Here is a 23,589-nt window from a genome sequence, read left to right as displayed (position 1 = left end):
ATGCTTGAGTACTTCATCCAAGGGCTCTACATCGTCGCTGGGGTTCTGTTCATCCTCTCCCTGGCCGGGCTGTCCAAGCAGACCACGGCCCGGATGGGCAACATCGCCGGCATGGTCGGCATGGCTCTGGCTCTGATCGCCACCATCGCCGATTCGCTGTTCCTCTCGGCCACCCAGCCGGGCCGGCAGTCGGTGCTGGTCACCCTGGCCCTGATCGTGGCCGTGCTCCTGATCGGCGCCCTGATCGGTACTCCGATCGCCCGCAAGGTCGAGATGACCCAGATGCCCGAGCTGATCGCGGCCTTCCACTCCTTCGTGGGCATGGCTGCGGTGCTGGTCGGCTTCAACTCCTTCGCCGTGGCGGAGGGCGCCGGCGGCGCCGTCCACCTGGTCGAGGTGGCCCTGGGCGTGCTGATCGGCGCCTACACCTTCACCGGCTCGGTGATCGCCTATCTGAAGCTCTCCGCGAAGATGGGCTCCAAGCCGCTGACCCTGCCCGGACGCAACCTGATCAACCTGGTCGGCTTCGTGCTGTTCTTCGCGCTGATGATCTGGTTCGTGATCGGCGCTGAGGCCAACCCGACCCTGGGCTGGGTGCTGATCATCGCCATCGCGGTCATCGGCTTCCTGCTGGGCCTGCACATGGTCGCGGCCATCGGTGGCGGCGACATGCCGGTCGTGGTGTCGATGCTGAACTCGTACTCCGGTTGGGCGGCGGCAGCGGCCGGCTTCATGCTGGGCAACAACCTGCTGATCATCACCGGCTCGCTGGTCGGTTCTTCGGGTGCGATCTTGTCCTACATCATGTGCCGGGCCATGAACCGCTCGTTCATCTCGGTGATCCTGGGCGGCTTCGGCTCCGAGGGTGGCACCGTGGCGGCCAGCGCGGTCGAGGATGGCGAGCATCGCGAGATCGACGCCGCCGGCGCGGCCGAACTGCTCTGGAACGCCAAGAATGTGATCATCACCCCGGGCTACGGGATGGCGGTCGCGAAGGCGCAGTACCCAGTGGCCGATCTGACCGCCAAGCTGCGCGCACACGGCGTCAACGTCCGGTTCGGCGTCCACCCGGTGGCCGGACGCTTGCCCGGGCACATGAACGTGCTGCTGGCCGAGGCCCACGTCCCCTACGACATCGTCTTGGAGATGGACGAGATCAACGAGGACTTCGCCGACACCGACGTGGTGCTGGTGATCGGGGCCAACGACACGGTGAACCCGGCCGCGCTGGACGACCCGAACTCCCCGATCGCCGGCATGCCGGTGCTCGAGGTCTGGAAGGCCGAGAACGTGATCGTGTTCAAGCGCTCGATGGCCACCGGCTATGCCGGCGTCCAGAACCCGCTGTTCTTCAAGGAGAACACCCAGATGCTGTTCGGCGACGCCAAGCAGCGTGTGGACGACATCCTGAAGGCGCTCGACTGAGCTCACACCCAATGAACAGGGCCCCCGCCGGATTCGGCGGGGGCCCTGTTCATTGCGGCCAGTGGGGCTAGCCCATCGTCGTGAATTTGGCCGGCGGCTTGATCGTGACCGGCTCGTTGACCTTGGTGAGCAGCACCTCCATCTTGAGCGGCGCCTTGCCTGTGTTGAGGTCGAACACCGCCTTGCGCATCAGTCCGGAGTCGTCGAGCCACGCGTCATAGGCGACCTCCCCGCTGGCGCCGGCATCGGAGCCGAGGTCCTTCAGGGCCGCGGCGTCCAGGGTGAGTCGGTAGTGGGTGGTGTTCGCCCCGCCCACACTCTCGGTGCCGAGGTTCTCGACCTTCTTGAAGGCGTCCTTGTTCTGGGCCAACCACTTGCTCTGGTCGATCTCGGCGGTAGTGGTCTGCGAGGCCACGTCTTCGGACACCTTGACCCAACCACTGCCGAGCAGGCCCTTCATGTAGGAGTCCTTGCCGATCGTGATCATCTCGATGGTCATCTTGCCCAGGTCCATCGACAGATGCTGATTCGGATGTTTGGGGTCGGCGGCGTCGACGTCGCCCTCGAACGTCATCTGCTGACCAGCCGAGCTCATCGACATCTTCAGGTGGTAGCTCTTGACGCCGTCCAGGCCATTTCCGACCTTGGCGACGAAGTCGTCGATCGCGGAGTCGCCGGCCGGCTGAGCCGGACTGGACTGTGGAGCCGCGCTGGTCGCCGGAGCGGCCGAGCTCGCGGAGGGTTGGCTGGGCGCCTGCTGACTTTGCGCCGGTGCCGGCGTGGAGCAGCCAGCAACCAGGACCAGGCCGACAGCGGCTGCCGTCAGGCCGAGCTTGTGAAACATGGGTGGGTTCCTCCCTTGGCGAATCTTGTGAAGAAGCTTTGCATGAGGCACCGCCAGCTGTAAGTAATAGCTGGCATCCGTTGTCACACGGTGATCTTCAGGCGGTGTCCGAGTGGTGCCAGGGACCAAGACGTCCAGCCGGATTTGGCTGACGGGGCGACACTGAACAAGCGAACCCACTCAACGACGGAGGACGAATGCCCGAGGCGCCGATCGAGGTCCGACTCTGTACCGCTGCCGATCTGCCGGCTCTCATCGCTCGGGAGAGCAACCCGGCGGCCAACTTCTCCCAGGCGCAGTTCGACATGATGTCGGCCGGCGACTACTACTACGCGATCGCCCTGCGCGACGACGAGCCGCTGGGCACCGGAGCGCTGGACTGCCGCGCCAGCAAGCTGTGCCCCGAGCTGAAGAACCTGTGGGTCTACCCGACCATGCGACGCCAGGGCGCGGCGCGGGCAATCACCACCTATCTGGAGGGACAGGCTGCGGCCCGAGGCTTCGTGGAGGTGTTCCTGCGGGTCGACCCCGACAACGAGGCGGCCATCCCCATGTACATCGGCTTGGAGTACACCCCGACCGGGGATCACATCGAGACCAACTACGACCAGCTCGGCCCGGACGGCCAGGTAGTGGCCCGGACCCAGGTGGACGCGGTCTATCGCAAGTCGCTCACGGTTCGCTAGCTCAAGCCGAGCAGCCGACGACAGTCGGCCACATCGGTGTGCATCTGCTCGATCAGCCCCGCGATGCCGTCGAACTTCACCTGCCCGCGAATCCGGGCCACGAACTCGACGGTGACCGGGGCGTCGTAGAGCTCCAGGTCATCGCGATCCAGCACATAGGACTCCACCCGCCTGGACAGCCCACCGAAGGTCGGATTGGTGCCCACCGAGATGGCGGCCGGCCAGCGCGGGGACGGTGCCCCCTCGGCGAGCTGCTCGCCCCGCCCGTCCAGGCCGTCGCGACGAGTCAGGAAGCCGGCATAGACGCCGTCGGCCGGGCAGGCCAGGTTTGCCGGCACCGGCAGGTTGGCCGTCGGAAAGCCCAGCTCTCGGCCGCGCCGATCGCCATGGCTGACCACACCGCGGAAGCAGAACGGTCGACCCAGGTGCTCGGCCGCGTGCTCGACATCACCAGCGGCCAGAGCTTCCCGGATCCGGGTCGAGCAGGTGTCCTCGTCGCGGAACTTCACCAGCGGCAGCCCGTCCACCTCGAAGCGGCCGGCGGCCAGCTCGCGCAGAGTGTCCAGGTTCCCGACGGCGCGATGCCCGAACCGGAAGTTCTCCCCCACCACGACCACCTTGGGCGCCAGTGGCATCAGCACGCGCTCGACGAACTCGGCCGGGGTCCAGGAGGCGAACTCGGGGGTGAAGTCGATCACCTCGACCCGGTCGGCTCCGGCGGCACTCAGATGCTCGATTCGGGCCTCCAGGGAGGTCAGCAGCAGCGGTGCGGCCTCCGGGCGCAGCACCGAGACCGGATGCGGCCAGAAGGTCACCACGACCAGCGGCAGCTCGGGATCGCGGCGCCGAGCCTCGGCCAGGACGGCCCGGTGTCCGGGGTGCACGCCATCGAAGTTGCCTATGACGACGATCGACGAGCCCACTGCCCAACCTTCCCCGGCCAAAGCCACGCAATACCGGTGGCTACCTTACCCAAGTGACCCGAACCCGCCTGCCGCGGGTCGCGCCAGCCCGTCCGGCTCATCCGAGGACGGCCACCGGCCGAGCGATGTCGCCATCGGCGCGATAGAGCGCCAGGAGCTCGCCATCGAAGAGGACCGCGGACGGGCTGTGGTCCAGCGCAAGCTCCAGACTGCGGCCGTAGCGGACGTCGGCCGCCTGCGCCGCGTCCAACTCGACCACCGGGAAGGCCCGCCGAGCCACCTCGGCCAGGCTGAGCAGGGGGCCGGGCTCGGCGTCGGCCAGGCCGGCCTCGTCCAGGCCCACCAAGGACAGATCGAAGTTGCCGATCCGGGTGCGGCGCAGTCGGGTCAGATGGCCCCCGCAGCCGAGGGCCGCGCCGAGATCCCTGGCCAGCGCCCGGATGTAGGTGCCTGAGGTGCAGTCCACCACCACGTCCAGGTCGAGCAGCGGCAGCCCGTCGGCCACCACCGGGGTGGCCTGGATCACGTCGAAACGGCTCACCGTGACGGTGCGGGCGGCCAGCTCGACGGCCTCGCCGGCCCGGACTCGGGCATAGGAGCGCTTGCCGTCCACCTTGATCGCCGAGACCGCGGACGGGACCTGGCTGATCTCACCGGTCAAGGTGGCCAACACCGTGGCCACCTGTTCGAGGTCGACACCGGCGGCACCGGACGCACTGACGAACTCCCCTTCGGAGTCGTCGGTGATGGTGGCCTGGCCGAGCCGGATGGTCGCCGAGTAGCTCTTGTCGTGGGCGGCCAGGTGTCCCAGCAGCCGGGTGGCCCGGTTCACACCGACCAGCAGCACGCCGGTGGCCAGCGGGTCCAGGGTGCCGGCATGACCGACCTTCTTGGTGCCATAGAGGCGGCGGCAGCGGGCCACCACCTGGTGCGAGGTCCAGCCGGTCGGCTTGTCGACCACCACCAGGCCGGACTGCTCAGTCAAGGTCGTCTTCTGCGGCTTCCGGCTTCCGGTAGGGGTCCGGATCCCCGGCGTAGGTCGCCGTGGCCGCCTGAGCGGCCACAGCGGCGTCCTGGGCGCGTGCCTTGGCCAGCACGTCCTCCAGATACGCCGCATCCTCTTCGACCGCGTCCAGCACGAAGGTCAGACTCGGGGTGAACTTCATCCCCAGCTGCTTGCCGACCGCCGAGCGCAGAATGCCGGTGGCCGAGGCCAGGGCGATCGCCGACTCGGCTCGCGCGTTCTCGTCGCCGAGCACCGTGTAGAAGACCGTCGCCTCATGGCCGTCGCCGGTCATCCGGACATCGGTCACGGTCACGAAGCCCAGCCGCGGATCCTTGACCCGACGCTGCAGCATCTCAGCGACCACGAACTTGATCTGTTCGGTCACCTTGGCGAATCGAGGCTTCGACATCGCTACTCCCCTTTCGAAAACGCCCGCCCGGTCCCTCAGCTGAGAGACCGGGCGGGACGTGACTTAGTGTCCTGAGCCCGCGGGGACTCAGTCGCGCGGCTTCTCCACCATCTCGAAGGTCTCGACGATGTCGCCGATCTTGATGTCGGAGAAGTGCGCGAGCGTGAGGCCACACTCGAAACCTTCCCGAACCTCGGTGGCGTCGTCCTTCTCGCGGCGCAGGGAGGCGATCGAGGTCTCGGTGACCACGATGCCGTCGCGCAGCAGGCGAGCCTTCGCATTGCGCTTCACCGAACCGTCGATGATCATGCAGCCTGCGATCACGCCGAACTTGGACGAGCGGAAGATCTCGCGGATCTCCGCCTGGCCGCGGACCTTCTCCTCGAAGATCGGCTTCAGCATGCCCTTCAGAGCAGCCTCGACCTCATCGATCGCGGAGTAGATCACCGAGTAGTAGCGGACGTCCACGCCCTCGGCGTCGGCCAGCTGAGTGGCCTTGCCCTGGGCCCGGACATTGAAGCCGATGATCACTGCGTCGGACGCAGCGGCCAGCGAGACGTTGGTCTCGGTGATCGCACCGACACCGCGGTCGATGACCCGCAGCGACACCTCTTCGCCGACGTCGATCTGCAGCAGTGCGTCCTCCAGGGCTTCGACGGCACCGGCCGAGTCGCCCTTCAGGATCAGGCGCAGCTCCTGCGTCTCGCCCTTGGCCAGCTGCTCGAACAGCTGATCCAGGGTCTTGCGGCGCGTGGTCTTGGCCAGCATGGCGGCCCGCTGCCGGGCTTCCCGCTTCTCGGCGATCTGGCGAGCCATCCGGTCGTCCTCGACGACCAGGAAGTTGTCACCAGCGCCGGGCACCGAGGTCAGACCGAGCACCTGCACCGGCATCGAGGGCGGAGCCTCGTCGACGGTCTCACCCTGGTCGTTGATCAGGGCCCGCACTCGGCCATAGGCCGAACCGGCCACGATCGAGTCGCCGGTGTGCAGCGTGCCACGGTGGACCAGGACCGTGGCCACGGGGCCGCGTCCCTTGTCCAGGTGCGCTTCGATCGCCACACCCTGAGCCTCCATGGCCGGATTGGCCCGCAGGTCCAGCGATGCGTCCGCGGTGAGCAGGATCGCTTCGAGCAGCTCGGCCAGGCCGGTCTTGGCCGTTGCGGAGACGTCGACGAACATCGTGTCGCCGCCGTACTCCTCGGGCACCAGGCCGTACTCGGTCAGCTGTCCGCGGACCTTGACCGGATCGGCTGCTTCCTTGTCCATCTTGTTCACGGCCACCACGATCGGCACGTCCGCGGCCTTGGCGTGGTTGAGCGCCTCGATCGTCTGCGGCATCACACCGTCATCAGCGGCCACCACCAGCACCGCGATGTCGGTGGACTTGGCGCCACGGGCACGCATGGCGGTGAACGCCTCGTGACCCGGGGTGTCGATGAAGGTGATCTTGCGCTCCACGCCTTCCAGCTCGCTGGTCACCTGGTAGGCACCGATGGCCTGGGTGATGCCACCGTGCTCGCCTGCGACCACGTTCGTGTTGCGCAGAGCGTCGAGGAGCTTGGTCTTGCCATGGTCGACGTGACCCATGACGGTGACGGCCGGCGGACGCGCCACCAGATCTTCCTCGCCGCCTTCGTTCTCGCCGAACTCGATGTCGAAGCTCTCCAGCAGCTCGCGATCCTCGTCCTCGGGCGAGACGACCTCGATGTTGTAGTTGAGCTCGGCACCCAGCACCTGCAAGGTGTCGTCGGCCACCGACTGAGTGGCGTTGACCATCTCACCCAGGTGGAACAGCACCTGCACCAAGGACGCCGGCTCGACGCCGATCTTCTCGGCAAGGTCGGTCAGCGAGGCGCCGCGGCGAAGACGGACGATCTGGCCGTCGCCCTGGCGGACGCGCACGCCGCCAATCGACGGCGCCTCCATCTGATCGAACTCTTGCCTGCGCTGCTTCTTGGACTTGCGGCCCCGCTTGGCCGGACCGCCGGGACGTCCGAAGGCACCCTGGGTGCCCGAACCACCACGACCACCACGGCCACCACGACCGCCACCAGCCGGCGGACCACCGGCCGGCGCACCGCCGGGCATTCCGCCACGACCAGGAGCCCCACCGGGACGGCCACGGCCGCCACCGGCACCACCGGGACGGCCCGCACCGGCACCCGCCGGACGACCGGCGCCACCAATGCCGAAGCCACCGGTCTTGGGCATCATCGCCGGGTTGGGACGCGGCACTCCGGCCACTCCACCACCGGGACGAGGCATCCGGTCACCACCGGGGCGCGGGGCTCCGGAACGGTCGCCAAAGCCGGGACGCTCGCCACTGCGGGCGGGTGCGGCACCTTCGGGGCGCGGACGCTGAACGCCCATGCCCTGCCGGGAAGCGAATGGGTTGTTGCCCGGACGCGGCGCGCCGGGCTTGCGGGCACCCGACGGCAGACCGCCGGTGCCACCGGGGCGCGGGACCGGACGCGGGCGAGCCGCATCGGAACTGGGTGCCGCCGGAGCCGGACGAGGAGCACCCGGGGTCGGAGCCGGACGCGGCGCAGCCGGGGCTGCGCTCTGAGTCGGGGCCGGGCTGGGTGCTGCCGGGGCCGGAGTCGGAGCTGCCGGTGCCGGGGCTGCCGGTGCCGGAGCTTCGGCCTTCACCGGAGCCGGGGCCGGTGCCGGAGTCGGCGCAGGGGCAGGAACGGGAGCCGGGGCGGCCGCAGGCTTGGGCGCAGGGCTCGGGGCCGCGCTGGGCTTGGGTGCTGCCGGGGCAGGCTTGGCTGCCGCCGGGGCGGCGGATTGACTGGATGCAGACTTCTCGCGAAGCCGACGAACAACGGGCGCTTCGATCGTCGAAGACGCCGAGCGCACAAACTCCCCCATGTCATTGAGGGTCTGCAAGAGTTCCTTGCTTTCGAGTCCGAGCTCCTTTGCGAGCTCGTAGACGCGGACCTTGGCCACTACTCTCCTTCAGGTCCGCGCAGGCGCGTGGACCAGCTAGTTCTGTTCAGTGCTCATTTCGAGATTCTCATCGAGTGGTCATGAGCGTTAGCCCACTTTCTGGTTGTGCCCGCCACGAACTGGCGAACGCGCAGCCAGCAGTCTATCTCTTCCGCGGGCTGAGCACTCAATCGGCACCCGCCCGCCCAAACGGCGGTGCCACGCCTGCGCACCGGCTCAGCTGAGCGTGGCCAACAACTCGGCAACCTGACCCGGATCCACCGGACGGCGCAGCGCCCGTCCGACCGTCCGCCGGCGGATCACCTCGGCCGCGCAGCCTGGATGCAGGTAGCAGCCCCGTCCACCCAGCCGGAAGCCGGGATCCAGCACCACCTGGGCGTCCGGCTCGACCCAGGCCAACCGAACGAGCTCGTCGCGCGCCACGCTGCGCCGACAGCCCAGGCAGGTACGCAGCGGAAGGTTCACGGGGAGCAGTCTAGGCAGCCAGCGATCCACAGCCCGCACCCAGCCGTCCTCGGGCGGGCCCACAGGGCGCTCCGGTGTGGTGGAGGCACACCAGATCAGGGGGTCAGATGAACACAGCGGTCAAGATCGGCCTCGGCATCGCCGGCGGCGTGGTGGCGCTCGGTGCCGCTGTCGGGGTTGGCGTCGCCGCCTCGGGGTTGGTCGCCCCCAACTCGGAGGCGGCCGGCCCGGCCGTCGACCGTGGCTCCGACGGGCAGGGCGCCGGACGCGGCCCGTTCAACAACACTCAGCTGGCCGCAGACCTGGCCGAGAAGCTCGGCATCGAGCAGAGCCGCGTGGCAAGCGCACTCAGTGAGGTGTTCGCTGCGCAACGGCGCTCCGGTGCACCGACCGCGGCGCCCACAGCGAGGCCGTCCGGTCAGCCGGACGGACAGCCGGATGGGCAGCCTCGGCTGGAGGCCATCGCCCAGAGCCTGGCCGAGAAGCTGGGTCTGGACCCGGACCAGGTGCGCACCGCCCTGGAACAGGTGATGGCCGCCCGGATGGCGGCCCAGCCGTCGGCCAGCCCGACCAGCCGCTAGTCACCCGCCCATCACGAGCCCGGCCCGCCGTCGACCATCCAGGTCCACGGCGGGCCGTCCACTGCTGCAGCTGAGGTCTGGCTACTCGGCCGGAGCCGTATCGGGGCGGATGTCGATCCGCCAGCCGGTCAGCCGGGCGGCAAGTCGCGCGTTCTGGCCCTCGCGTCCGATGGCCAGCGAGAGCTGATAGTCCGGGACGACCACCCGGGCGGACTTGGCCGCCGCGTCGGTCACCGTCACCGAGCTCACCTTGGCCGGGCTGAGCGCCTGGGCCACGAACACGCTGGGGTCCTCGGAGAAGTCGACGATGTCGATCTTCTCCTCGTTCAGCTCGTGCATCACTGCCCGCACCCGCTGGCCCATCGGACCGATGCAGGCGCCCTTCGCCGAGACGTCCCGGTTGTGGCTGATCACAGCGATCTTGGTCCGATGGCCGGCCTCGCGAGCGATCGCCATGATCTCGACGATGCCGGACTCGATCTCGGGAACCTCGAGCCGGAACAGCTTGGCCACCAGGTTCGGATGGGTCCGGGAGACCACCACCTGCGGCCCGCGCAGTTCGCGGCGGACGCTGACCACGTAGACCCGCAGCCGCTTGCCGTGGGAGTAGTCCTCACCGGGCACCTGTTCGGCCGGCGGCATGATCGCCTCGATCGGGCCTAGATCGACGCGGACGGTGCGCGAGTCCCGATCCTGCTGGACGATGCCCAGCACGATGTCACCCTCGACGCCGGCGAAGTGTCCGTACTTCTGTTCGTCCTCGGCCTCACGCAGCCGCTGGAAGATCACCTGACGGGCGGTGGCGGCGGCCACGCGTCCGAAGCCCTCGGGAGTGTGGTCGTACTCACCGATCCGGTTGCCCTCTTCGTCGAGCTCGGGGGCCAGCACGCTCACCTTGCCGGTCTTGCGGTCGATCTCGACCCGGGCCCCTTCGATCGCCCCCGGGGTGTGCGCATAGGCGTTCACCAACGCATCGGTGAGCGCGGCGAGCAGCACTTCCATGCTGATCTCCTTGTCGCGCTCCAGCGCCTTCAATGCACTCAGATCGACGTCCATCAGTCTTCCTCCTCGTCCAGCTGGACTCCCGGGCGGTTCATCTCCACCTGGACCAGCGCCTTGCTGATGGCAGCCAGCGGCACGGCGCGGCTGCTGCCATCGATGTCTAGTTCCACCGCGTCATCGGCGATGCCGGTGATCCGGCCACACAGCTCGCCCTCGGTGGTGCTGAGCGCGACCAGTCGTCCCTGGTTGCGCCGGTAATGCTTGGCTTCGGTGAGCGGACGTCCCACGCCGCGCGAGGACACCTCGAGCACGTAGGCGCGTCCTCGGGTGAGGTCCGCCTCGTCCATGGCGTTCGAAATGCTCCTGGTGGCCTCTGCGATCTGGTCCAGGGACGGGCCACGCCCCTCAGGACCGTCGCCGTCCAGGAAGATCCGCACCAACTGCCGCTTTCCGGCCGCCACCACTTCGATCCGATCGACTTCGAGGCCGTGGCTCTCCACCACCGGCTCCACCACAGTGGTCACCTGAGCGCTGTCCATTGCCTCCCCGATCCGATTGTTCGATGCTGTTGTGCAGTGCCGTGAGGCGCGCCGCAGCCGCCTCAGCGCCCAGTGTAAGGCGCAGAGGCGATCTCTACCGCAGGATCAGCCGCGGACGCGCGCGATGACCTCGGCCACGGCAGCCGTGACCGCGACCTCGATGCGCTCGCCACTGGCCCGCTCGCGAAGCTCGACCACCCCGTCGGCCAGACCACGTCCGACCACGACCGCCAGCGGCATGCCGAGGATCTCGGCGTCGGTGAACTTCACCCCGGGGCTGGCCTTGCGGTCGTCCAGCAGGACGTCCAGGCCGGCTGCAGACAACTCGGCGGCCAACTGCTCGGCCGCGGCCAAGAGCTCCTCGCCCTTGCCGGTGGCGACCACCTGGACGTCGAACGGAGCCAGTTCCTTGGGCCAGGCCAGGCCACGGTCGTCGCAGGAGTTCTCGGCCACCGCAGCGACGGCCCGGGACACGCCCACGCCGTAGGAGCCCATGGTGACGGTGACCAGCTTGCCGTTCTCGTCCAGCACCTTCAGGCCCAGGGCTTCGGCGTACTTGCGACCGAGCTGGAAGATGTGGCCCATCTCGATGCCGCGGGCCAGGCTGAGCGGCCCCGAGCCGTCCGGTGCCGGGTCGCCGGCGCGCACCTCGGCCACGTCGATCACGCCGTCACTGACGAAGTCACGTCCGGCCACCACGTTCAGCTGGTGGGTGTCGGCCCGGTTGGCGCCGGTGATCCAGCTGGTCCCGGCCACCACCCGCGGATCGGTCAGGTAGCGCACCTTGAGGGCACCCTTGAGACCCAGCTGGAGCGCAGCCGTGCCGTCCTCGAGCCGGACCGGGCCGATGTAGCCCTTGACCAGGCCGGGGTTGGCCGCGAAGTCCTCCTCGCCCACCGCAACCGCCTCGGCCGGGGTGATCGCCGCCTCCAGCCGCTTGAGGTCGACGTCACGGTCGCCGGGCAGGCCGACCACCAGTAGCTCCGACTTGCCGTCGGGGAAGGTGAGCTTGAAGACCACGTTCTTCAGGGTGTCCGCAGCCGTCCAGGGACGGTCCGGGCGCGGGAAGCGGGCGTTCACGGCGTCCACCAGCTCGACGATGGTGCCCGTGCCCGGGGTGTCGATCTCCTGGATCGGGTCGATGGCCGAGGCGTCCTGCTCCGGCGGCGGGGTGACCTGCACCGCTTCGACGTTGGCTGCGTAGCCGCCGGGCGAGCGGACGAAGGTGTCCTCACCAGTCTCGGCCACTGCCAGGAATTCCTCAGATGCCGAACCACCCATGGCCCCGGAGGTGGCCTTCACGATCACGTACTCCAGGCCCAGCCGGTTGAAAATCCGGACGTAGGCGTCCCGGTGCGCCTGGTAGGAGGCGGCCAGGCCGGCGTCGTCCACGTCGAAGGAGTAGGAGTCCTTCATCACGAACTCGCGCCCGCGCAACAGTCCGGCGCGCGGCCGGGCCTCGTCGCGGTACTTGGTCTGAATCTGGTACAGCGACAGCGGCAGGTCCTTGTACGAGGAGTACAGGTCCTTCACCAGCAGGGTGAACATCTCCTCGTGGGTGGGCCCGAGCAGATAGTCGGCGCCCTTGCGGTCCTTCAGCCGGAACAGGTTGGGTCCGTACTCGGTCCACCGGTTGGTGGCCTCGTAGGGCTCGCGGGGCAGCAGGGCCGGGAACCGGACCTCCTGGGCGCCCATGGCGTCCATCTCTTCGCGGACGACCTGCTCCACCTTCTGCAGTACCCGCAGCCCCAGCGGGAGCCAGGTATAGATGCCGGGCGCCGTGCGCCGGATGTAGCCGGCCCGGACCAACCAGCGATGGCTGGGGACCTCGGCATCGGCGGGGTCGTCGCGCAGAGTGCGCACGAAGAGCTTGGACAGTCGCGTGATCACCCGATGATCCTATCCAGCCGGCCGGCCGATCCCGACCGCGGTTCGCCGCCCTGCCCGACGCGGCGGACAGATCGTGGCCATCCGCAGTTGTAATTCCGCTCCGAGTAGGCCACATTGGTTTGGTTAGCGGTCTCAATGCGGAGGTACTGATGCTCGTCGTTGGCGTCATCTTGACGTTGTTGGCGGCAGGCATCCAGGTTTACGTCTTCACTGTGCAGTCCCTGAACTGGACCAACGATCGCACCCGCTCGGCCTTCGGCCTGAGCTTGGCCGAGGCCCAGAGCACCCGGCTGCTGGCCTTCACCCAGGGCTTCCACAACCTGTTCCTGGCGATCGGGGTGACCCTCGGAGTCGTCCTGCTGCTCTTCGGCCAGACGGCGATCGGGGCCACCTTGATCCTGGCCGGCGCCTCCGCCATGGTGGCCTCCGCGCTGGTGCTGCTGCTGTCCGCACCGCGGCTGGCCCGGGTGGCGCTGTTCCAGGCCGCGCCGCCGCTGTTCGCCATCTTGTGCGTGGCCGCCGGGCTGGCTGCCTGACCCGATCCTGGCAGGATGGCCTGGTGAGTTCCGTGGAGTTGCCGGACAGTACCCGGCGAGTAGCAGCCTGGCTGGCCGAGGCCGGACACCCCGAATCCATCGTGATGCTGCCGGTCACCGGACGCACCGCCGCCGATGCCGCCGCCGCCCTATCGGTCGAGTTGGGGCAGATCGCCAAGAGCATCGTCTTTCGCCGACTCTCCGACGACGCGGCCGTCCTGGTGGTCGCGTCCGGTGATCGCCGGGTGGACGAGGCGAAGGTCTCGGCCATCGTGGGGCCGATCGGCCGGGCCGACGCCGAATTCGTCAAGACGACGACCGGATTCTCGATCGGCGGGGTCTGCCCGGTGGCCCACACCGGGGACGTGATCGTGCTGATCGACACCCAGCTGTCCCGGTTCGACCAGATCTGGGCGGCGGCCGGGCACCCGCATGCGGTGTTCCCGCTCTCGCCGGCCCAGCTCGCTGAACTGACCGGAGCTCCGGTCGCCGAGATCAGCTGAGCCGGATCAGTAGAGGATCGTGGCGAACTCGCCGACCTGCTCGAAGCCGGTGCGCAGGTAGCTGCGCACGGCGCGCTCGTTGAAGTCGTTCACGTAGAGGCTGGCCACGCTGAACTCGGCCAGGACGTACTCCACGACGGCCGCCATGGCCGCGCTGGACAGGCCCTGACCGCGCAGCGACGGATCCAGCCAGACGCCCTGGATCTGGGCGACATGATCGTTGGTGGCGCCGATATCGGCCTTGAACAGCACCCGACCGTCCTCGACGATGCCGAAGGCCCGATGATGCTCCACCAGCCACCAGCAATAGCTGCGATAGCCGGAATCGGCTCCAGTGCCCGGATCGCTGCCCACCTCCTCGGTGTACATGGCCACCGAGGCTTGGAAGTACGAGCCGAACTCGGCCGGACGGATGGGCCGCAGGCGCGGCTCCGGAGCCACCAGCGGTGCGCCGCTGATCGCCATCACCGGCTGCCGGGAGCGGACCTCGCGGGCCGCGTCGTAGCTACGTCCCCAGCGGGCGGCCAGCGCCCGCCAGAACGGCATCACCAACCAGGACGGGCCGACGATCGACTGGCTGGTGCGGCGGCGTCCGGCCGCCTCGACGAAGGCCGGCACCGGATCCAGGGTGCGCGCCACCGGGGCCAGGTTCGCCCCGCAGTGCAGCAATGCCGCCGGCTGCTGGGACGGCCACCCCCAGACCAGCCCCGGAACGCCAGGGTTGAGCACGCCCGCATCGATTCGCGAGCCGACGAAGACGTTCTGGATCGGGTCCTGCCGGATCACGAGCCGGGCGGCCTCCTCGTCAGCGGGAGTGAGGATGCGAGCTTCCACCGGTTACCCGACCGACACTTGCACCGCGCCGGACTCACTGGGCGGCAACTCAGCCGCCAGCCGGTTCGCCTCTTCGATCAGCGTGGCCACGATCTCGGACTCGGGGACCGTCTTCACCACTTCACCGCGGACGAAGATCTGGCCCTTGCCGTTACCGGAGGCCACACCGAGGTCGGCCTCACGCGCCTCGCCCGGGCCGTTCACCACGCATCCCATCACCGCCACCCGGAGCGGGACGGTCATCCCCTCCAGGCCCTTGGTGACCTCATCGGCCAAGGTGTAGACGTCCACCTGGGCGCGTCCACACGACGGGCAGGAGACGATCTCGAGCTTGCGGGGACGCAGGTTCAGCGACTCCAGGATCTTGATCCCGACCTTGACCTCTTCCACCGGCGGGGCCGACAGCGAGACGCGGATGGTGTCGCCGATCCCCTTGGCCAACAGTGCGCCGAAGGCGACCGAGGACTTGATCGTCCCTTGGAAGGCCGGGCCGGCCTCGGTCACGCCGAGGTGCAGCGGGTAGTCACAGGCTTCACTGAGCTGCTCGTAGGCCCGCACCATGACCACCGGGTCGTGGTGCTTGACCGAGATCTTGAAGTCCCGGAAGCCGTGCTCTTCGAACAGCGAGGCTTCCCACAGGGCCGACTCGACCAGCGCCTCCGGGGTCGGGGCGCCGTACTTGGCCAGCAGCCGCTTGTCCAGGGAGCCGGCGTTCACGCCGATCCGGATCGACACTCCGGCATCCGTGGCGGCCTGGGCGATCTGCTTGACCTGGTCGTCGAAGGCGCGGATGTTGCCCGGGTTGACCCGGACGGCCGCGCAGCCGGCGTCGATGGCCGCGAAGACGTACTTGGGCTGGAAGTGAATGTCGGCGATCACCGGGAGCTGGCTCTTCTTGGCGATGATCGGCAGCACGTCGGCATCGTCCTGGCTGGGCACGGCCACCCGGACGATGTCGCAGCCGGCCGCGGTCAACTCGGCGATCTGCTGCAAAGTGGCATTGATGTCGGTGGTCTTCGTGGTGGTCATCGACTGCACCGAGACCGGCGCACCACCCCCCACGGCCACCTTGCCCACCCGAATCTGGCGAGTCGGACGACGCGGCGCCAATACTGGAGGCGGAACTGCGGGCATCCCAAGACTGACGGTCATCGACTCCTCGTTCGTTCAGCATCAGCCGGTATCGACCGGCCGCCAGTAAGCCTACTCAAGGAACCTGGCGACCTGGGAGCGCAGTGCTCCCAGGCCCCCAAAGTACGCAATCCGACTGGGTCTCCTCTGCGGGTCCGCGACTCCTTCAGACGGCTCCCAGCTCGTCCAGCAGTTGCTGGATCTGCCGCATGGCCGCCGGATCCAGCGGCCCCAGCGCCAGGGCGTCCGCGTTCTCTGCGGCCTGGCGTCGGTTCTTGAAGCCCGGAATCGCCACCGTGTGATCGGCGCGCGCCAGCACCCAGCCCAGAGCGCCCTGGGCCAGAGTGCGACCGCCGCTGGTGAGCACCTCGCGCACGGCGGCCAGCCAGGCCAGGAAGACCGGATCGGGACGTCCGTCGGTGAAATAGCGCACCCAGGAGTGCCCGCTTCCACGGACGTCCTGGTCGGACAGCTTCGAGGTCGCCACATACCTCCCCGACAGCAGGCCCATGGCCAGCGGCATGTTGGCGATGGCGGCCAGTCCGTGGCCGGCAGCGGCGTCCAGCAGATCCGGCTGGTCGTGCAGCACGTTGAGCTCGCACTGCACGGCGGCCAGATCCCAGCGCGGGGCCACCGTGCGGACGAGTTCGACATTGCCGGTACTCCAGCCGTAGCTGCGAATCAGCCCCTCGCGACGCAGCTCGTCGAGCGCGCCGAACACGTCATCCAGCTGCGCCTGTGGAAGGTCGCCGACGTGGAGTTGGTAGAGATCGACGTAGTCGGTGCCGAGTCGGCGCAGCGAGGCCGTCAGCGCCCGCCGGAGGTAGCCCGGGCTGGTGTCGACGCCCACCACCGCCTGCGTTGCCGGATCCGGGACGAACCCGAACTTGGTGGCGATCACGATCTGATCGCGCACTCCGGCCACCGCCCGGCCGAGCACCTCCTCGCTGTGCCCGGTGCCATAGGCGTCCGCGGTGTCGAAGAAGGTCACCCCTCGCTCGATGGCGCACTGGATCGCCCGTACCGACTCGTCGTCGTCGACAACGCCATAGCCGTCCGGCTTGCCGTCCAAGGTGAAGTGGCCGCCGATCGCCCAGCAACCCAGCCCGATCGGGCTGACCTCGATTCCAGAAGTGCCCAGCGGGCGCAGTGACCTGAGAGTGTCCATGACTCGATCCTTCCGGAGCATTGGACTGGCTCTACTATCCAATGCTGTGAGCAGATCCCAGACCAATCTGTGGCAGGAGCGGATGGTCGCCGGGGACGGACCCCGGCACGCCCGACTCGCCATGGCGATCCGCACGGCGATCCGCGACGGTCAGCTGAGCGACGGAGCGCCGCTGCCGCCGAGCCGGGAGCTCGCAGCGGAGTTGAGCTGCTCCCGCTGGGTGGTGACCCAGGCCTATGAGCAGCTTGTCGCCGAGGGCTATCTGGAGGCACACGCCGGCGCCGGCACCAAGGTGCGCTCGGCGATGGCCCGCCCGCCGGCCCGGGCGCAGAAGACCACCCACTCGGCACCGGTGCGTTACGACCTGGGACCGGGCCTGCCCGACCTGAGCGCATTTCCCCGGGCCGGGTGGGCCCGGGCCTGGCACAAGGCACTGACGGAGGCACCCCACTCCGACCTGGGCTATGCCCCGGCCGGCGGCCATCCAGCGCTGCGCGAGGCATTGGCCGACTACCTGGGCCGGGTGCGTGGGGCCACGGTGGCACCCGACAACGTGATCGTGACCACCGGTGTCCGCGAAGGGGTCTCCGCCATGGCCCGGCTGCTCGCCGGCCAGCACGATCGGATCGCGGTCGAGGATCCCGGCTGGGCTCGACTGCGGGCCACGATCGCATCGTCCGGCCTGCAGCCGGTGAGCTTGCCGGTCGACAGACATGGTGCACGGACCGACGAGCTCGACGACGGCCTGCACCTGGCCGCACTCACCCCCGCCCACCACTTCCCCACCGGTGCCGTCCTCAGCTCCCAGCGCCGGGCGGACGCACTGGCCTGGGCCGAACGGGTGGACGGGCTGCTTCTGGAGGACGACTACGACGCCGAGTTCCGCTACGACCGCAGGCCCATCGGCACCCTTCAGGGGCTGGCTCCCAACCGGGTGGCACTGTTCGGGTCGGTGAGCAAGACCCTGGCCCCGGCCGTCCGGATCGGGTGGATCGCCGCTCCACCGCAATGGTCGACCAGACTCACCCAGACGGTTCCCGAGGTCGGCGTGCTGGACCAGTTGGCGCTGGCCCGATTCCTGCGCAGCGGTAGCTACGACCGCTACCTGCGCCAGGCGCGACGCCGCTACCGGGTCCGCCGGGATCTCCTGGTGTCGGCGATCGCCCGCCGGCTACCCCAGTGCCGGGTGAGCGGAGTGGCCGCCGGTCTGCACTTGTTGGTGGTACTGCCCGAGCAGAGCTCAGCTGCCATGGTCACCGCAGTGGCAGCCGAGGCCGGCGTGCGCGTGATGGATCTCGCCGCCTGCCGACTCGTCCCGGCGCACGACCGGCCGACCCTGGTTCTGGGCTACGGCAATCTCCCCGACCGCATGGTCGACAGCGCCGTCATGGCGCTGGCCACAGCGATCAGAACAGCCGCACCGGGCTGATCAGATCGGCCAGAATCAGCGCGACTCCGCTGATCAGCAGCAGGCCACCGACGCCGTAGGCGATCGGGAGCAGCTTGGCGGTATCGAAGTAGCCCGGATCCCGCCGTCGGAAGAGCTTGGCCAGGCCACGACGAGCACCCTCGTACAGGGCACCGGCAATGTGGCCACCGTCCAGCGGAGGTAGCGGCACGAAGTTGAACAGCGCCAGGAACAGGTTCACCGAGGCCAGCAGCGAGGCGAAGCTGGCCACCTTGGCGCCGGTGTCGAGTTCACCGGAGGCGACCACCTGACCGGCCACCTGGCTGGCGCCCAGAATGCTGATCGGGTCGCTGATGTCCCGCGGTTGCCCGGTGACCAGGCCGGCCACCACGTGCCACACCTTCACCGGGAACTGGACCAGGGCCACCACGCTCTGCTGGGTCAGGGTCCACATGTCGGAGAGGACCTCGACCGGCCCACCCTTGGTCAGGACCTGAGTCGGACGGATCCCCATCAGGCCGGCCTGCACCTTGCGACTCGGATCCAGCTGATCGGCCACCGAGGTGACGATGGTGTGCACCGGCGTGAGCGTCACCCGCTGGCCATCGCGCTCGACGACCAGCTGCGCGGGCCCGTCCAGGTTGCTCCGGATCAGCGAGCTCAGTTGGGCGTAGGAGCTGATCGTCACGCCATTGAACTCGACGATCTGGTCGCCCACCTTCAGCCCGGCCGCGGCCGCCGGCGAGGGCGGATCGCTGGGCAGGCAGGTGGTGCGGGTCGGGTCGGCGATCACGCAGGGTTGGACGTAGGAGATCGTGGTCTGCGGGCGGTACACCCCATAGCCGGCCGTGACCCCGAACATCAGGACGAAGGCGATCAACAGGTTCATGGCCGGACCGCCGGCCATCACGATCAGCTTCTGCCAGGTCTTCTTCTGGTAGAACAGCCGCTGGTTGGCCACGTCCTCTTCGGAGATCTGGGTCCACTCATAGGCCCGGGCATCGTCGGCGAACTCCGAGAGCCGAGTGCGCCGGAAGCTGCCGTCCGGGCGCGGCGGGTACATGCCGAGCAGCTGGACGTAGCCACCCAGCGGGAACCACTTCAGGCCGTACTCGGTGTCGCCGCGGACCGTCGACCAGATCCGGGGGCCGAAGCCGACGAAGTACTGCGGCACTCGCACCCCGAACAGCTTGGCCGGCACCATGTGCCCGATCTCGTGCAGCGCGACCGAGGCCATGATCAGGACGAAGAAGCCGATCGCGAAGCCCACCGTGGCCAGTAGCTCCATCACCGCTCCTTGATCCGCTGTGCTGCCGCGGTCCTGGCCCAGGAGTCAGCTGCCAGCACCGACGCAACGCTCATTTCGGCGGCCACCGGGTTCGCGAGTTGCTCGGCCACCACGTCCGCCACGACGTCGACTATGCCGCTGAAGTCCAAATCACCGGCGCAGAAGGCGTCCACGCAGACCTCGTTGGCCGCGTTGTAGACCGCCGGGACGGTGCCGCCGGCCTTGCCGGCCCGCCGGGCCAACTCGACAGCCGGGAAGGCTTCGCTGTCCAGCGGCTCGAAGGTCCAGCTGGTCGCCGAGGTCCAGTCACAGGGCCGCGCCGCATCGGCGAGCCGTTCCGGCCAGGTCAGACCGAGCGCGATCGGCAGCTTCATGTCCGGAGGCGAGCACTGGGCGATCGTCGAGCCGTCGTGGAACTCGACCATCGAGTGGACGATCGACTGCGGGTGCACCACGACCTGGATCGCATCCAGGTCCACGTTGTAGAGCAGGCCGGCTTCCAGGAGCTCCAACCCCTTGTTGACCAAGGTGGCCGAGTTGATGGTGATCACTCGTCCCATCGCCCAGGTGGGGTGAGCCATTGCCTGATCCGGGGTGACGTCGCGCAGCTCGGCCTTGCTGCGGCCGCGGAACGGGCCACCGGACGCCGTCAGGATCAGCCGACGAACCTCATCCGCCCGTCCGGCGCGCAGCGCCTGCGCGAAGGCCGAATGCTCGGAGTCGACGGCGACGATCTGGCCGGGCGCAGCGGCCTCGGTGACCAGGCGTCCGCCGATCACCAGGGACTCCTTGTTGGCCAGGGCCAATGTGGTGCCGGCACCCAGGGTGGCCAAGGTGGGCGCCAGGCCGGCAGCCCCGGTGATGCCGTTCAGCACCACGTCACATGACCGTGCGGCCAGGATTGTGGCGGCATCGGGTCCGGCCAGGACCTCGACTCCCGGCAACTGCTCGGCGACGCGGTCAGCGGCCGCGGTGTCACTCACGGCGACCACGGCCGGATGCAGGTGCTTGGCTTGGCTGACCAGCAGCTCGACCGAGTTGCCCCCGGCCGCCAGTCCGACCACTTCAAAGCGCTCAGGACGTTCGGAGATCACCTCGATCGCCTGGGTCCCGATCGATCCGGTGCTCCCCAGAATGACTACCTGACGCATCCGCCACCGACTCCTTGCTGAACAGGCACCAGTGCAGCCTAGCGTCCGCCGGCCACCCGGATAGGGTGCACTCAGGGGCAATTGGCATGGCTGAACGGAGGCGGGGTGCAGCACAGCTCGCAGTCGGCGGACGATCTTGAGATCGAAACCATCGCCCAGTTCGACGCCCAGGTGGCCAGCGGCTCGCTGGCCGGGTGCTACCTGCAATCCCTGGATCTGAGCGCACGCAGCGATGCCCTGCTTGCCGTTGATGTGACCCGGGCGGTCTTCCTGGGCTGCCGCTTCGGATCGGGCGTGGAGGCGGCTATCGAGGCCAGAGGCGCCCTGGTCTTTCCCACGCTGCCCGACCTGCCGTTCCAGCCGTACCGGACCGGGCTGTACCGGCCCGCCGAGCTCTACGCCGGGCTGGACCGCGGCTACCGCTACACGCTGGACGCCCGGACCTACCGCTGGTGGCGCCACGTCGGCACCCAACGCAGCCTGACCAGCCAGCTGGCCATGACGCTGCACGACCACGCCATCACCGAAGCCCTGGACGATCTGGCGCTGGCGGGCGCCGTCGGGGTGATGGGCGGACACGCGCTGGAGCGTGGCAGCGCTGACTATGCCGCGGCCGCTCAGCTGGGCCGCTCGCTGGTCGCCGTCGGCCATCCCGTGCTCACCGGCGGCGGTCCCGGCGCCATGGAAGCGGTCAACCTCGGCGCCGCGCTCCCGCCCGAGGCCGATCTTGAGCGGGCGGTCGCCGCGCTCGCGGTGGTGCCCAGCTTCGGCGAGAGCATCGAGGAGTGGGCCCGAGCGGCCTTCGCGGTCACCGAGGGCCAGGATCTGCCCGGACCGAGCTTCGGAGTACCCACCTGGCTGTACGGCCACGAGCCGCCCAATGTGTTCTGCGTCGGCTCGGCCAAGCTGTTCTCCAACGCCATCCGCGAGGACGTCCTGCTGCGGCATGCCTCGGCCGGCCTGGTCTGCCTGGCCGGAGCGGCCGGCACCGTCCAAGAGATCTTCCAGGCCGTGACCCCGCGCTACTACGCCCACACCGGCCCGGTCGCGCCGCTGATCCTGGTCGGGGTCGAGTACTGGACCCGCACTGTCCCGGCCTGGCCGCTGCTGGCCGCGCTGGCCACCGGTCGCCCGTTGGCCGGGTCCATCCACCTGATCGACGACGTTGCCGAGATCCCGGCCCTGATCGGCTGAGTTCAGCCCCAGCGCTGCTCGAGCCGCGGCCCGTCCGGCCCGGCCACCACCTCCAGCCAGGTATCGATCCCGATCCGGTCCAGGAACTCCGGGTCGTGGCTGACCACCAGCAGCCCACCCCGGTACCGGTTCAGGGCGGCGACCAGGCCGTCGATGCGCTGCAGATCCAGATTGTTCGTCGGCTCGTCCAGCACCACCAGTTGGGGTGCCGGATCGGCCAGCAGCAGCCGGGCCAGCACTACGGTGAACCGCTCCCCTCCCGACAGGGTCGCCACCGGCCGCTCCACGGCCGAGCCGCGCAGCCCGAAGCCGGCCAGTTGCGCGCGGATCTCGCCGGGCGTGCGTCGCGGCGCCGTGGTGGCCACGTTCTCCAGGACGGAGGCCTGGTCGTCCAGGTCGTCGAGGCGCTGCGGCAGATAGCCGATCCGCTCGGCCAGCGGACGCGCCTGCAGCGCCGAGTCCCGGCTGGGCTCGAAGAGGGTCTCCAGCAGCCGGGTCTTGCCGACCCCGTTGGCACCGGTCAGCGCGACTCGCTGTGGGCCGGCGATGATCCAGCTACGTTCGGGATCGCGCAGTTCGGCCAGCCGTCGCCCGGCACCCAGCCGCGGATCGGGCAGCTCGACGCTCAGTTCGGTGACCGGACGCAGCTGCTGCTCAGCCTGGGCCAGTCGCTCCTCGGCCTGACGCACCTTGTCGTCCAGAGTGCCGCGGACCTTGCCGGCGGTCTGCTGGGCCTGTCGGCGGCGCTCGTCGGCCACGGCACCGATGAAGGTGGCGTTAGCCCGGTCCGTGCGTCCCTTGCGAGCACTACGGGCCAGCCGGGTTTCGGCCTCGATCCGCTGGCGCTGCTCGGTCCGCAGCACCTGACGGGCGGTGGCCACCGCCTGCGCTGCCGCAGTCTGCTCCCGCTCTCGCTGTGCGCGGAACTCGTCGTAGCCGCCCCCGTAGACGGTGAGCCGGCCCTGGTCTAGTTCGACGGTCTGCTCCACGGTGCGCAGCAGCGGCAGGTCGTGGCTGACCACCAGCAATGAGCCGGGCCAGTCGGCGAGCACCTCGCGCAGGGCGCCCTGGGCCTGGGCGTCCAGATTGTTGGTCGGCTCATCCAGCAGCGCCAACGCCGGACCGGACGCACGCAGCCGGGTGATCGCCACCAGCATGGCCTCACCGCCGGACAGCGTGCCGACCGAGCGATCCAGCCCCAGCCGGTCCAGCCCGGCCGCCGCCAGCGCGGCGGTGGCTCGCGTCTCGACGTCCCAGGCATCGCCCAGCTGGTCGTAGTGGAGCTGGTCGGTAGAGCCGGCCTCGATGGCACGCAGCGCATCGAGTTGGAGCCCGAAGCCGAGCAGGTCCACCACTCGTCGCTCGGTCTGGAGGACCAGGTGTTGGGGCAGCACGCCCACTCGTCCGGCCACATGGAGCCGGCCGGAGTCGGGGTGCAACTCACCGGCGATCAGCCGCAGCAGGGTGGACTTCCCGGCGCCATTGGCCCCGATCAGGCCGGCTCGGCCACTCAGGCTGGCCGAGGCTGCATCGAGCACCACCCGGCCGTCCGGCCAGGCGAAACACACGTCCTCAAGGACGGTTGTGGGATAAGGCATGTACGGACTCCTCGATCAGCGCGCTGCGCCCGGAGTCCGGAAGGACTCGACAGGTCAGC

General features: G+C 69.0%; 22 protein-coding genes. 7 read left to right on the top strand and 15 right to left on the bottom strand.

All coding sequences use genetic code 11. The features are described from left to right. Positions 1 to 1,425: a Re/Si-specific NAD(P)(+) transhydrogenase subunit beta gene (pntB, locus tag ATK74_RS04705; protein WP_098459958.1), complete on the top strand. Its 1,425-nt coding sequence runs from the start codon at positions 1 to 3 to the stop codon at positions 1,423 to 1,425. A 67-nt stretch (positions 1,426 to 1,492) separates the two neighbouring features. Here the strand turns inward: pntB and ATK74_RS04700 are convergent, their stop codons facing one another. After that, positions 1,493 to 2,269, bottom strand: a complete 777-nt coding sequence (locus tag ATK74_RS04700; protein ID WP_098459957.1) for an LppX_LprAFG lipoprotein — start codon at positions 2,267 to 2,269, stop codon at positions 1,493 to 1,495. A gap of 197 nt (positions 2,270 to 2,466) precedes the next feature. On the opposite strand from ATK74_RS04700, the gene ATK74_RS04695 reads away from it, so the two are divergent. Beyond that, entirely contained in the window at positions 2,467 to 2,955 is a 489-nt protein-coding gene (locus ATK74_RS04695) for a GNAT family N-acetyltransferase (RefSeq protein WP_098459956.1), read from the top strand. Here the strand turns inward: ATK74_RS04695 and ATK74_RS04690 are convergent. The 5 genes from ATK74_RS04690 to ATK74_RS04670 form a co-directional block, all read right to left on the bottom strand. After that, positions 2,952 to 3,878, bottom strand: coding sequence for a bifunctional riboflavin kinase/FAD synthetase (locus tag ATK74_RS04690; RefSeq protein ID WP_098459955.1), 927 nt, complete (start codon positions 3,876 to 3,878; stop codon positions 2,952 to 2,954). The two genes, ATK74_RS04695 and ATK74_RS04690, sit on opposite strands and share 4 nt — an antisense overlap. A gap of 97 nt (positions 3,879 to 3,975) precedes the next feature. Beyond that, positions 3,976 to 4,863 carry a tRNA pseudouridine(55) synthase TruB gene (gene truB, locus ATK74_RS04685; protein WP_245840697.1) on the bottom strand — a complete coding sequence of 296 codons (888 nt, stop codon included), beginning with the start codon at positions 4,861 to 4,863 and terminating at the stop codon, positions 3,976 to 3,978. Next, complete coding sequence (gene rbfA, locus ATK74_RS04680; RefSeq protein ID WP_245840694.1) at positions 4,856 to 5,293, bottom strand: 30S ribosome-binding factor RbfA; 438 nt, start codon at positions 5,291 to 5,293, stop codon at positions 4,856 to 4,858. Before rbfA ends, truB begins: the two co-directional genes overlap by 8 nt. Before the next feature lie 87 nt (positions 5,294 to 5,380). Then, the gene (gene infB, locus ATK74_RS04675) at positions 5,381 to 8,242 is read right to left on the bottom strand and encodes a translation initiation factor IF-2 (protein ID WP_098459953.1); all 2,862 of its coding nucleotides are present in this window, start codon (positions 8,240 to 8,242) and stop codon (positions 5,381 to 5,383) included. Positions 8,243 to 8,458: 216 nt separating this feature from the next. Further along, positions 8,459 to 8,707 (bottom strand): YlxR family protein, encoded by a 249-nt coding sequence (locus ATK74_RS04670; RefSeq protein WP_169923736.1) that lies wholly within the window; start codon positions 8,705 to 8,707, stop codon positions 8,459 to 8,461. 107 nt (positions 8,708 to 8,814) lie between these two features. Between ATK74_RS04670 and ATK74_RS04665 the strand changes: the two genes are divergently transcribed. Further along, complete coding sequence (locus tag ATK74_RS04665) at positions 8,815 to 9,288, top strand: Clp protease N-terminal domain-containing protein (protein ID WP_098459951.1); 474 nt, start codon at positions 8,815 to 8,817, stop codon at positions 9,286 to 9,288. An 81-nt stretch (positions 9,289 to 9,369) separates the two neighbouring features. Here ATK74_RS04665 and nusA read toward each other — a convergent pair whose 3' ends face one another. The 3 genes from nusA to ATK74_RS04650 form a co-directional block, all read right to left on the bottom strand. Beyond that, positions 9,370 to 10,344 carry a transcription termination factor NusA gene (gene nusA / locus ATK74_RS04660; protein WP_098459950.1) on the bottom strand — a complete coding sequence of 325 codons (975 nt, stop codon included), beginning with the start codon at positions 10,342 to 10,344 and terminating at the stop codon, positions 9,370 to 9,372. Continuing rightward, positions 10,344 to 10,829, bottom strand: coding sequence for a ribosome maturation factor RimP (gene rimP / locus ATK74_RS04655; protein ID WP_098459949.1), 486 nt, complete (start codon positions 10,827 to 10,829; stop codon positions 10,344 to 10,346). The genes nusA and rimP overlap by 1 nt, the downstream gene beginning before the upstream one ends. A gap of 105 nt (positions 10,830 to 10,934) precedes the next feature. Further along, entirely contained in the window at positions 10,935 to 12,707 is a 1,773-nt protein-coding gene (locus tag ATK74_RS04650; RefSeq protein ID WP_211283425.1) for a proline--tRNA ligase, read from the bottom strand. A gap of 161 nt (positions 12,708 to 12,868) precedes the next feature. On the opposite strand from ATK74_RS04650, the gene ATK74_RS04645 reads away from it, so the two are divergent. Together ATK74_RS04645 and ATK74_RS04640 are read left to right on the top strand one after the other, a co-directional pair. Continuing rightward, entirely contained in the window at positions 12,869 to 13,255 is a 387-nt protein-coding gene (locus tag ATK74_RS04645) for a DUF1304 domain-containing protein (RefSeq protein WP_098459947.1), read from the top strand. Between the two features lie 23 nt (positions 13,256 to 13,278). Beyond that, on the top strand, positions 13,279 to 13,758 hold the full coding sequence (locus tag ATK74_RS04640; protein ID WP_211283284.1) for a YbaK/EbsC family protein: 480 nt from the start codon (positions 13,279 to 13,281) through the stop codon (positions 13,756 to 13,758). Positions 13,759 to 13,764: 6 nt separating this feature from the next. On the opposite strand, the gene ATK74_RS04635 is transcribed toward ATK74_RS04640, so the two are convergent. The 3 genes from ATK74_RS04635 to ATK74_RS04625 all read right to left on the bottom strand — a co-directional run bounded on the left by ATK74_RS04635 (position 13,765) and on the right by ATK74_RS04625 (position 16,891). Further along, the gene (locus ATK74_RS04635) at positions 13,765 to 14,592 is read right to left on the bottom strand and encodes a GNAT family N-acetyltransferase (protein ID WP_098459946.1); all 828 of its coding nucleotides are present in this window, start codon (positions 14,590 to 14,592) and stop codon (positions 13,765 to 13,767) included. Between the two features lie 3 nt (positions 14,593 to 14,595). Continuing rightward, positions 14,596 to 15,744: a flavodoxin-dependent (E)-4-hydroxy-3-methylbut-2-enyl-diphosphate synthase gene (ispG, locus tag ATK74_RS04630; protein WP_098459945.1), complete on the bottom strand. Its 1,149-nt coding sequence runs from the start codon at positions 15,742 to 15,744 to the stop codon at positions 14,596 to 14,598. A gap of 145 nt (positions 15,745 to 15,889) precedes the next feature. Then, entirely contained in the window at positions 15,890 to 16,891 is a 1,002-nt protein-coding gene (locus tag ATK74_RS04625) for an aldo/keto reductase (RefSeq protein WP_098459944.1), read from the bottom strand. Between the two features lie 46 nt (positions 16,892 to 16,937). Between ATK74_RS04625 and pdxR the strand changes: the two genes are divergently transcribed. Beyond that, the gene (gene pdxR, locus ATK74_RS04620; protein ID WP_245840692.1) at positions 16,938 to 18,320 is read left to right on the top strand and encodes a MocR-like pyridoxine biosynthesis transcription factor PdxR; all 1,383 of its coding nucleotides are present in this window, start codon (positions 16,938 to 16,940) and stop codon (positions 18,318 to 18,320) included. Here the strand turns inward: pdxR and ATK74_RS04615 are convergent. Both ATK74_RS04615 and dxr read right to left on the bottom strand, forming a co-directional pair. Continuing rightward, the gene (locus ATK74_RS04615; protein ID WP_098459942.1) at positions 18,298 to 19,587 is read right to left on the bottom strand and encodes a M50 family metallopeptidase; all 1,290 of its coding nucleotides are present in this window, start codon (positions 19,585 to 19,587) and stop codon (positions 18,298 to 18,300) included. The two genes, pdxR and ATK74_RS04615, sit on opposite strands and share 23 nt — an antisense overlap. Then, entirely contained in the window at positions 19,587 to 20,738 is a 1,152-nt protein-coding gene (gene dxr / locus ATK74_RS04610; protein ID WP_098459941.1) for a 1-deoxy-D-xylulose-5-phosphate reductoisomerase, read from the bottom strand. Before dxr ends, ATK74_RS04615 begins: the two co-directional genes overlap by 1 nt. A gap of 105 nt (positions 20,739 to 20,843) precedes the next feature. Here dxr and ATK74_RS04605 point away from each other — a divergent pair, with 105 nt between their 5' ends. Beyond that, complete coding sequence (locus ATK74_RS04605; RefSeq protein WP_211283282.1) at positions 20,844 to 21,932, top strand: LOG family protein; 1,089 nt, start codon at positions 20,844 to 20,846, stop codon at positions 21,930 to 21,932. A 2-nt stretch (positions 21,933 to 21,934) separates the two neighbouring features. On the opposite strand, the gene ATK74_RS04600 is transcribed toward ATK74_RS04605, so the two are convergent. Beyond that, positions 21,935 to 23,530, bottom strand: a complete 1,596-nt coding sequence (locus tag ATK74_RS04600; protein ID WP_098459940.1) for an ABC-F family ATP-binding cassette domain-containing protein — start codon at positions 23,528 to 23,530, stop codon at positions 21,935 to 21,937. Positions 23,531 to 23,589: the final 59 nt, after the last annotated feature.

It is taken from the genome of Propionicimonas paludicola (assembly GCF_002563675.1).
GTDB lineage: Bacteria > Actinomycetota > Actinomycetes > Propionibacteriales > Propionibacteriaceae > Propionicimonas > Propionicimonas paludicola.
The sequence above is the reverse complement of the archived record's forward strand: the minus strand, read 5'-3'. Positions and strand labels throughout refer to the sequence as shown.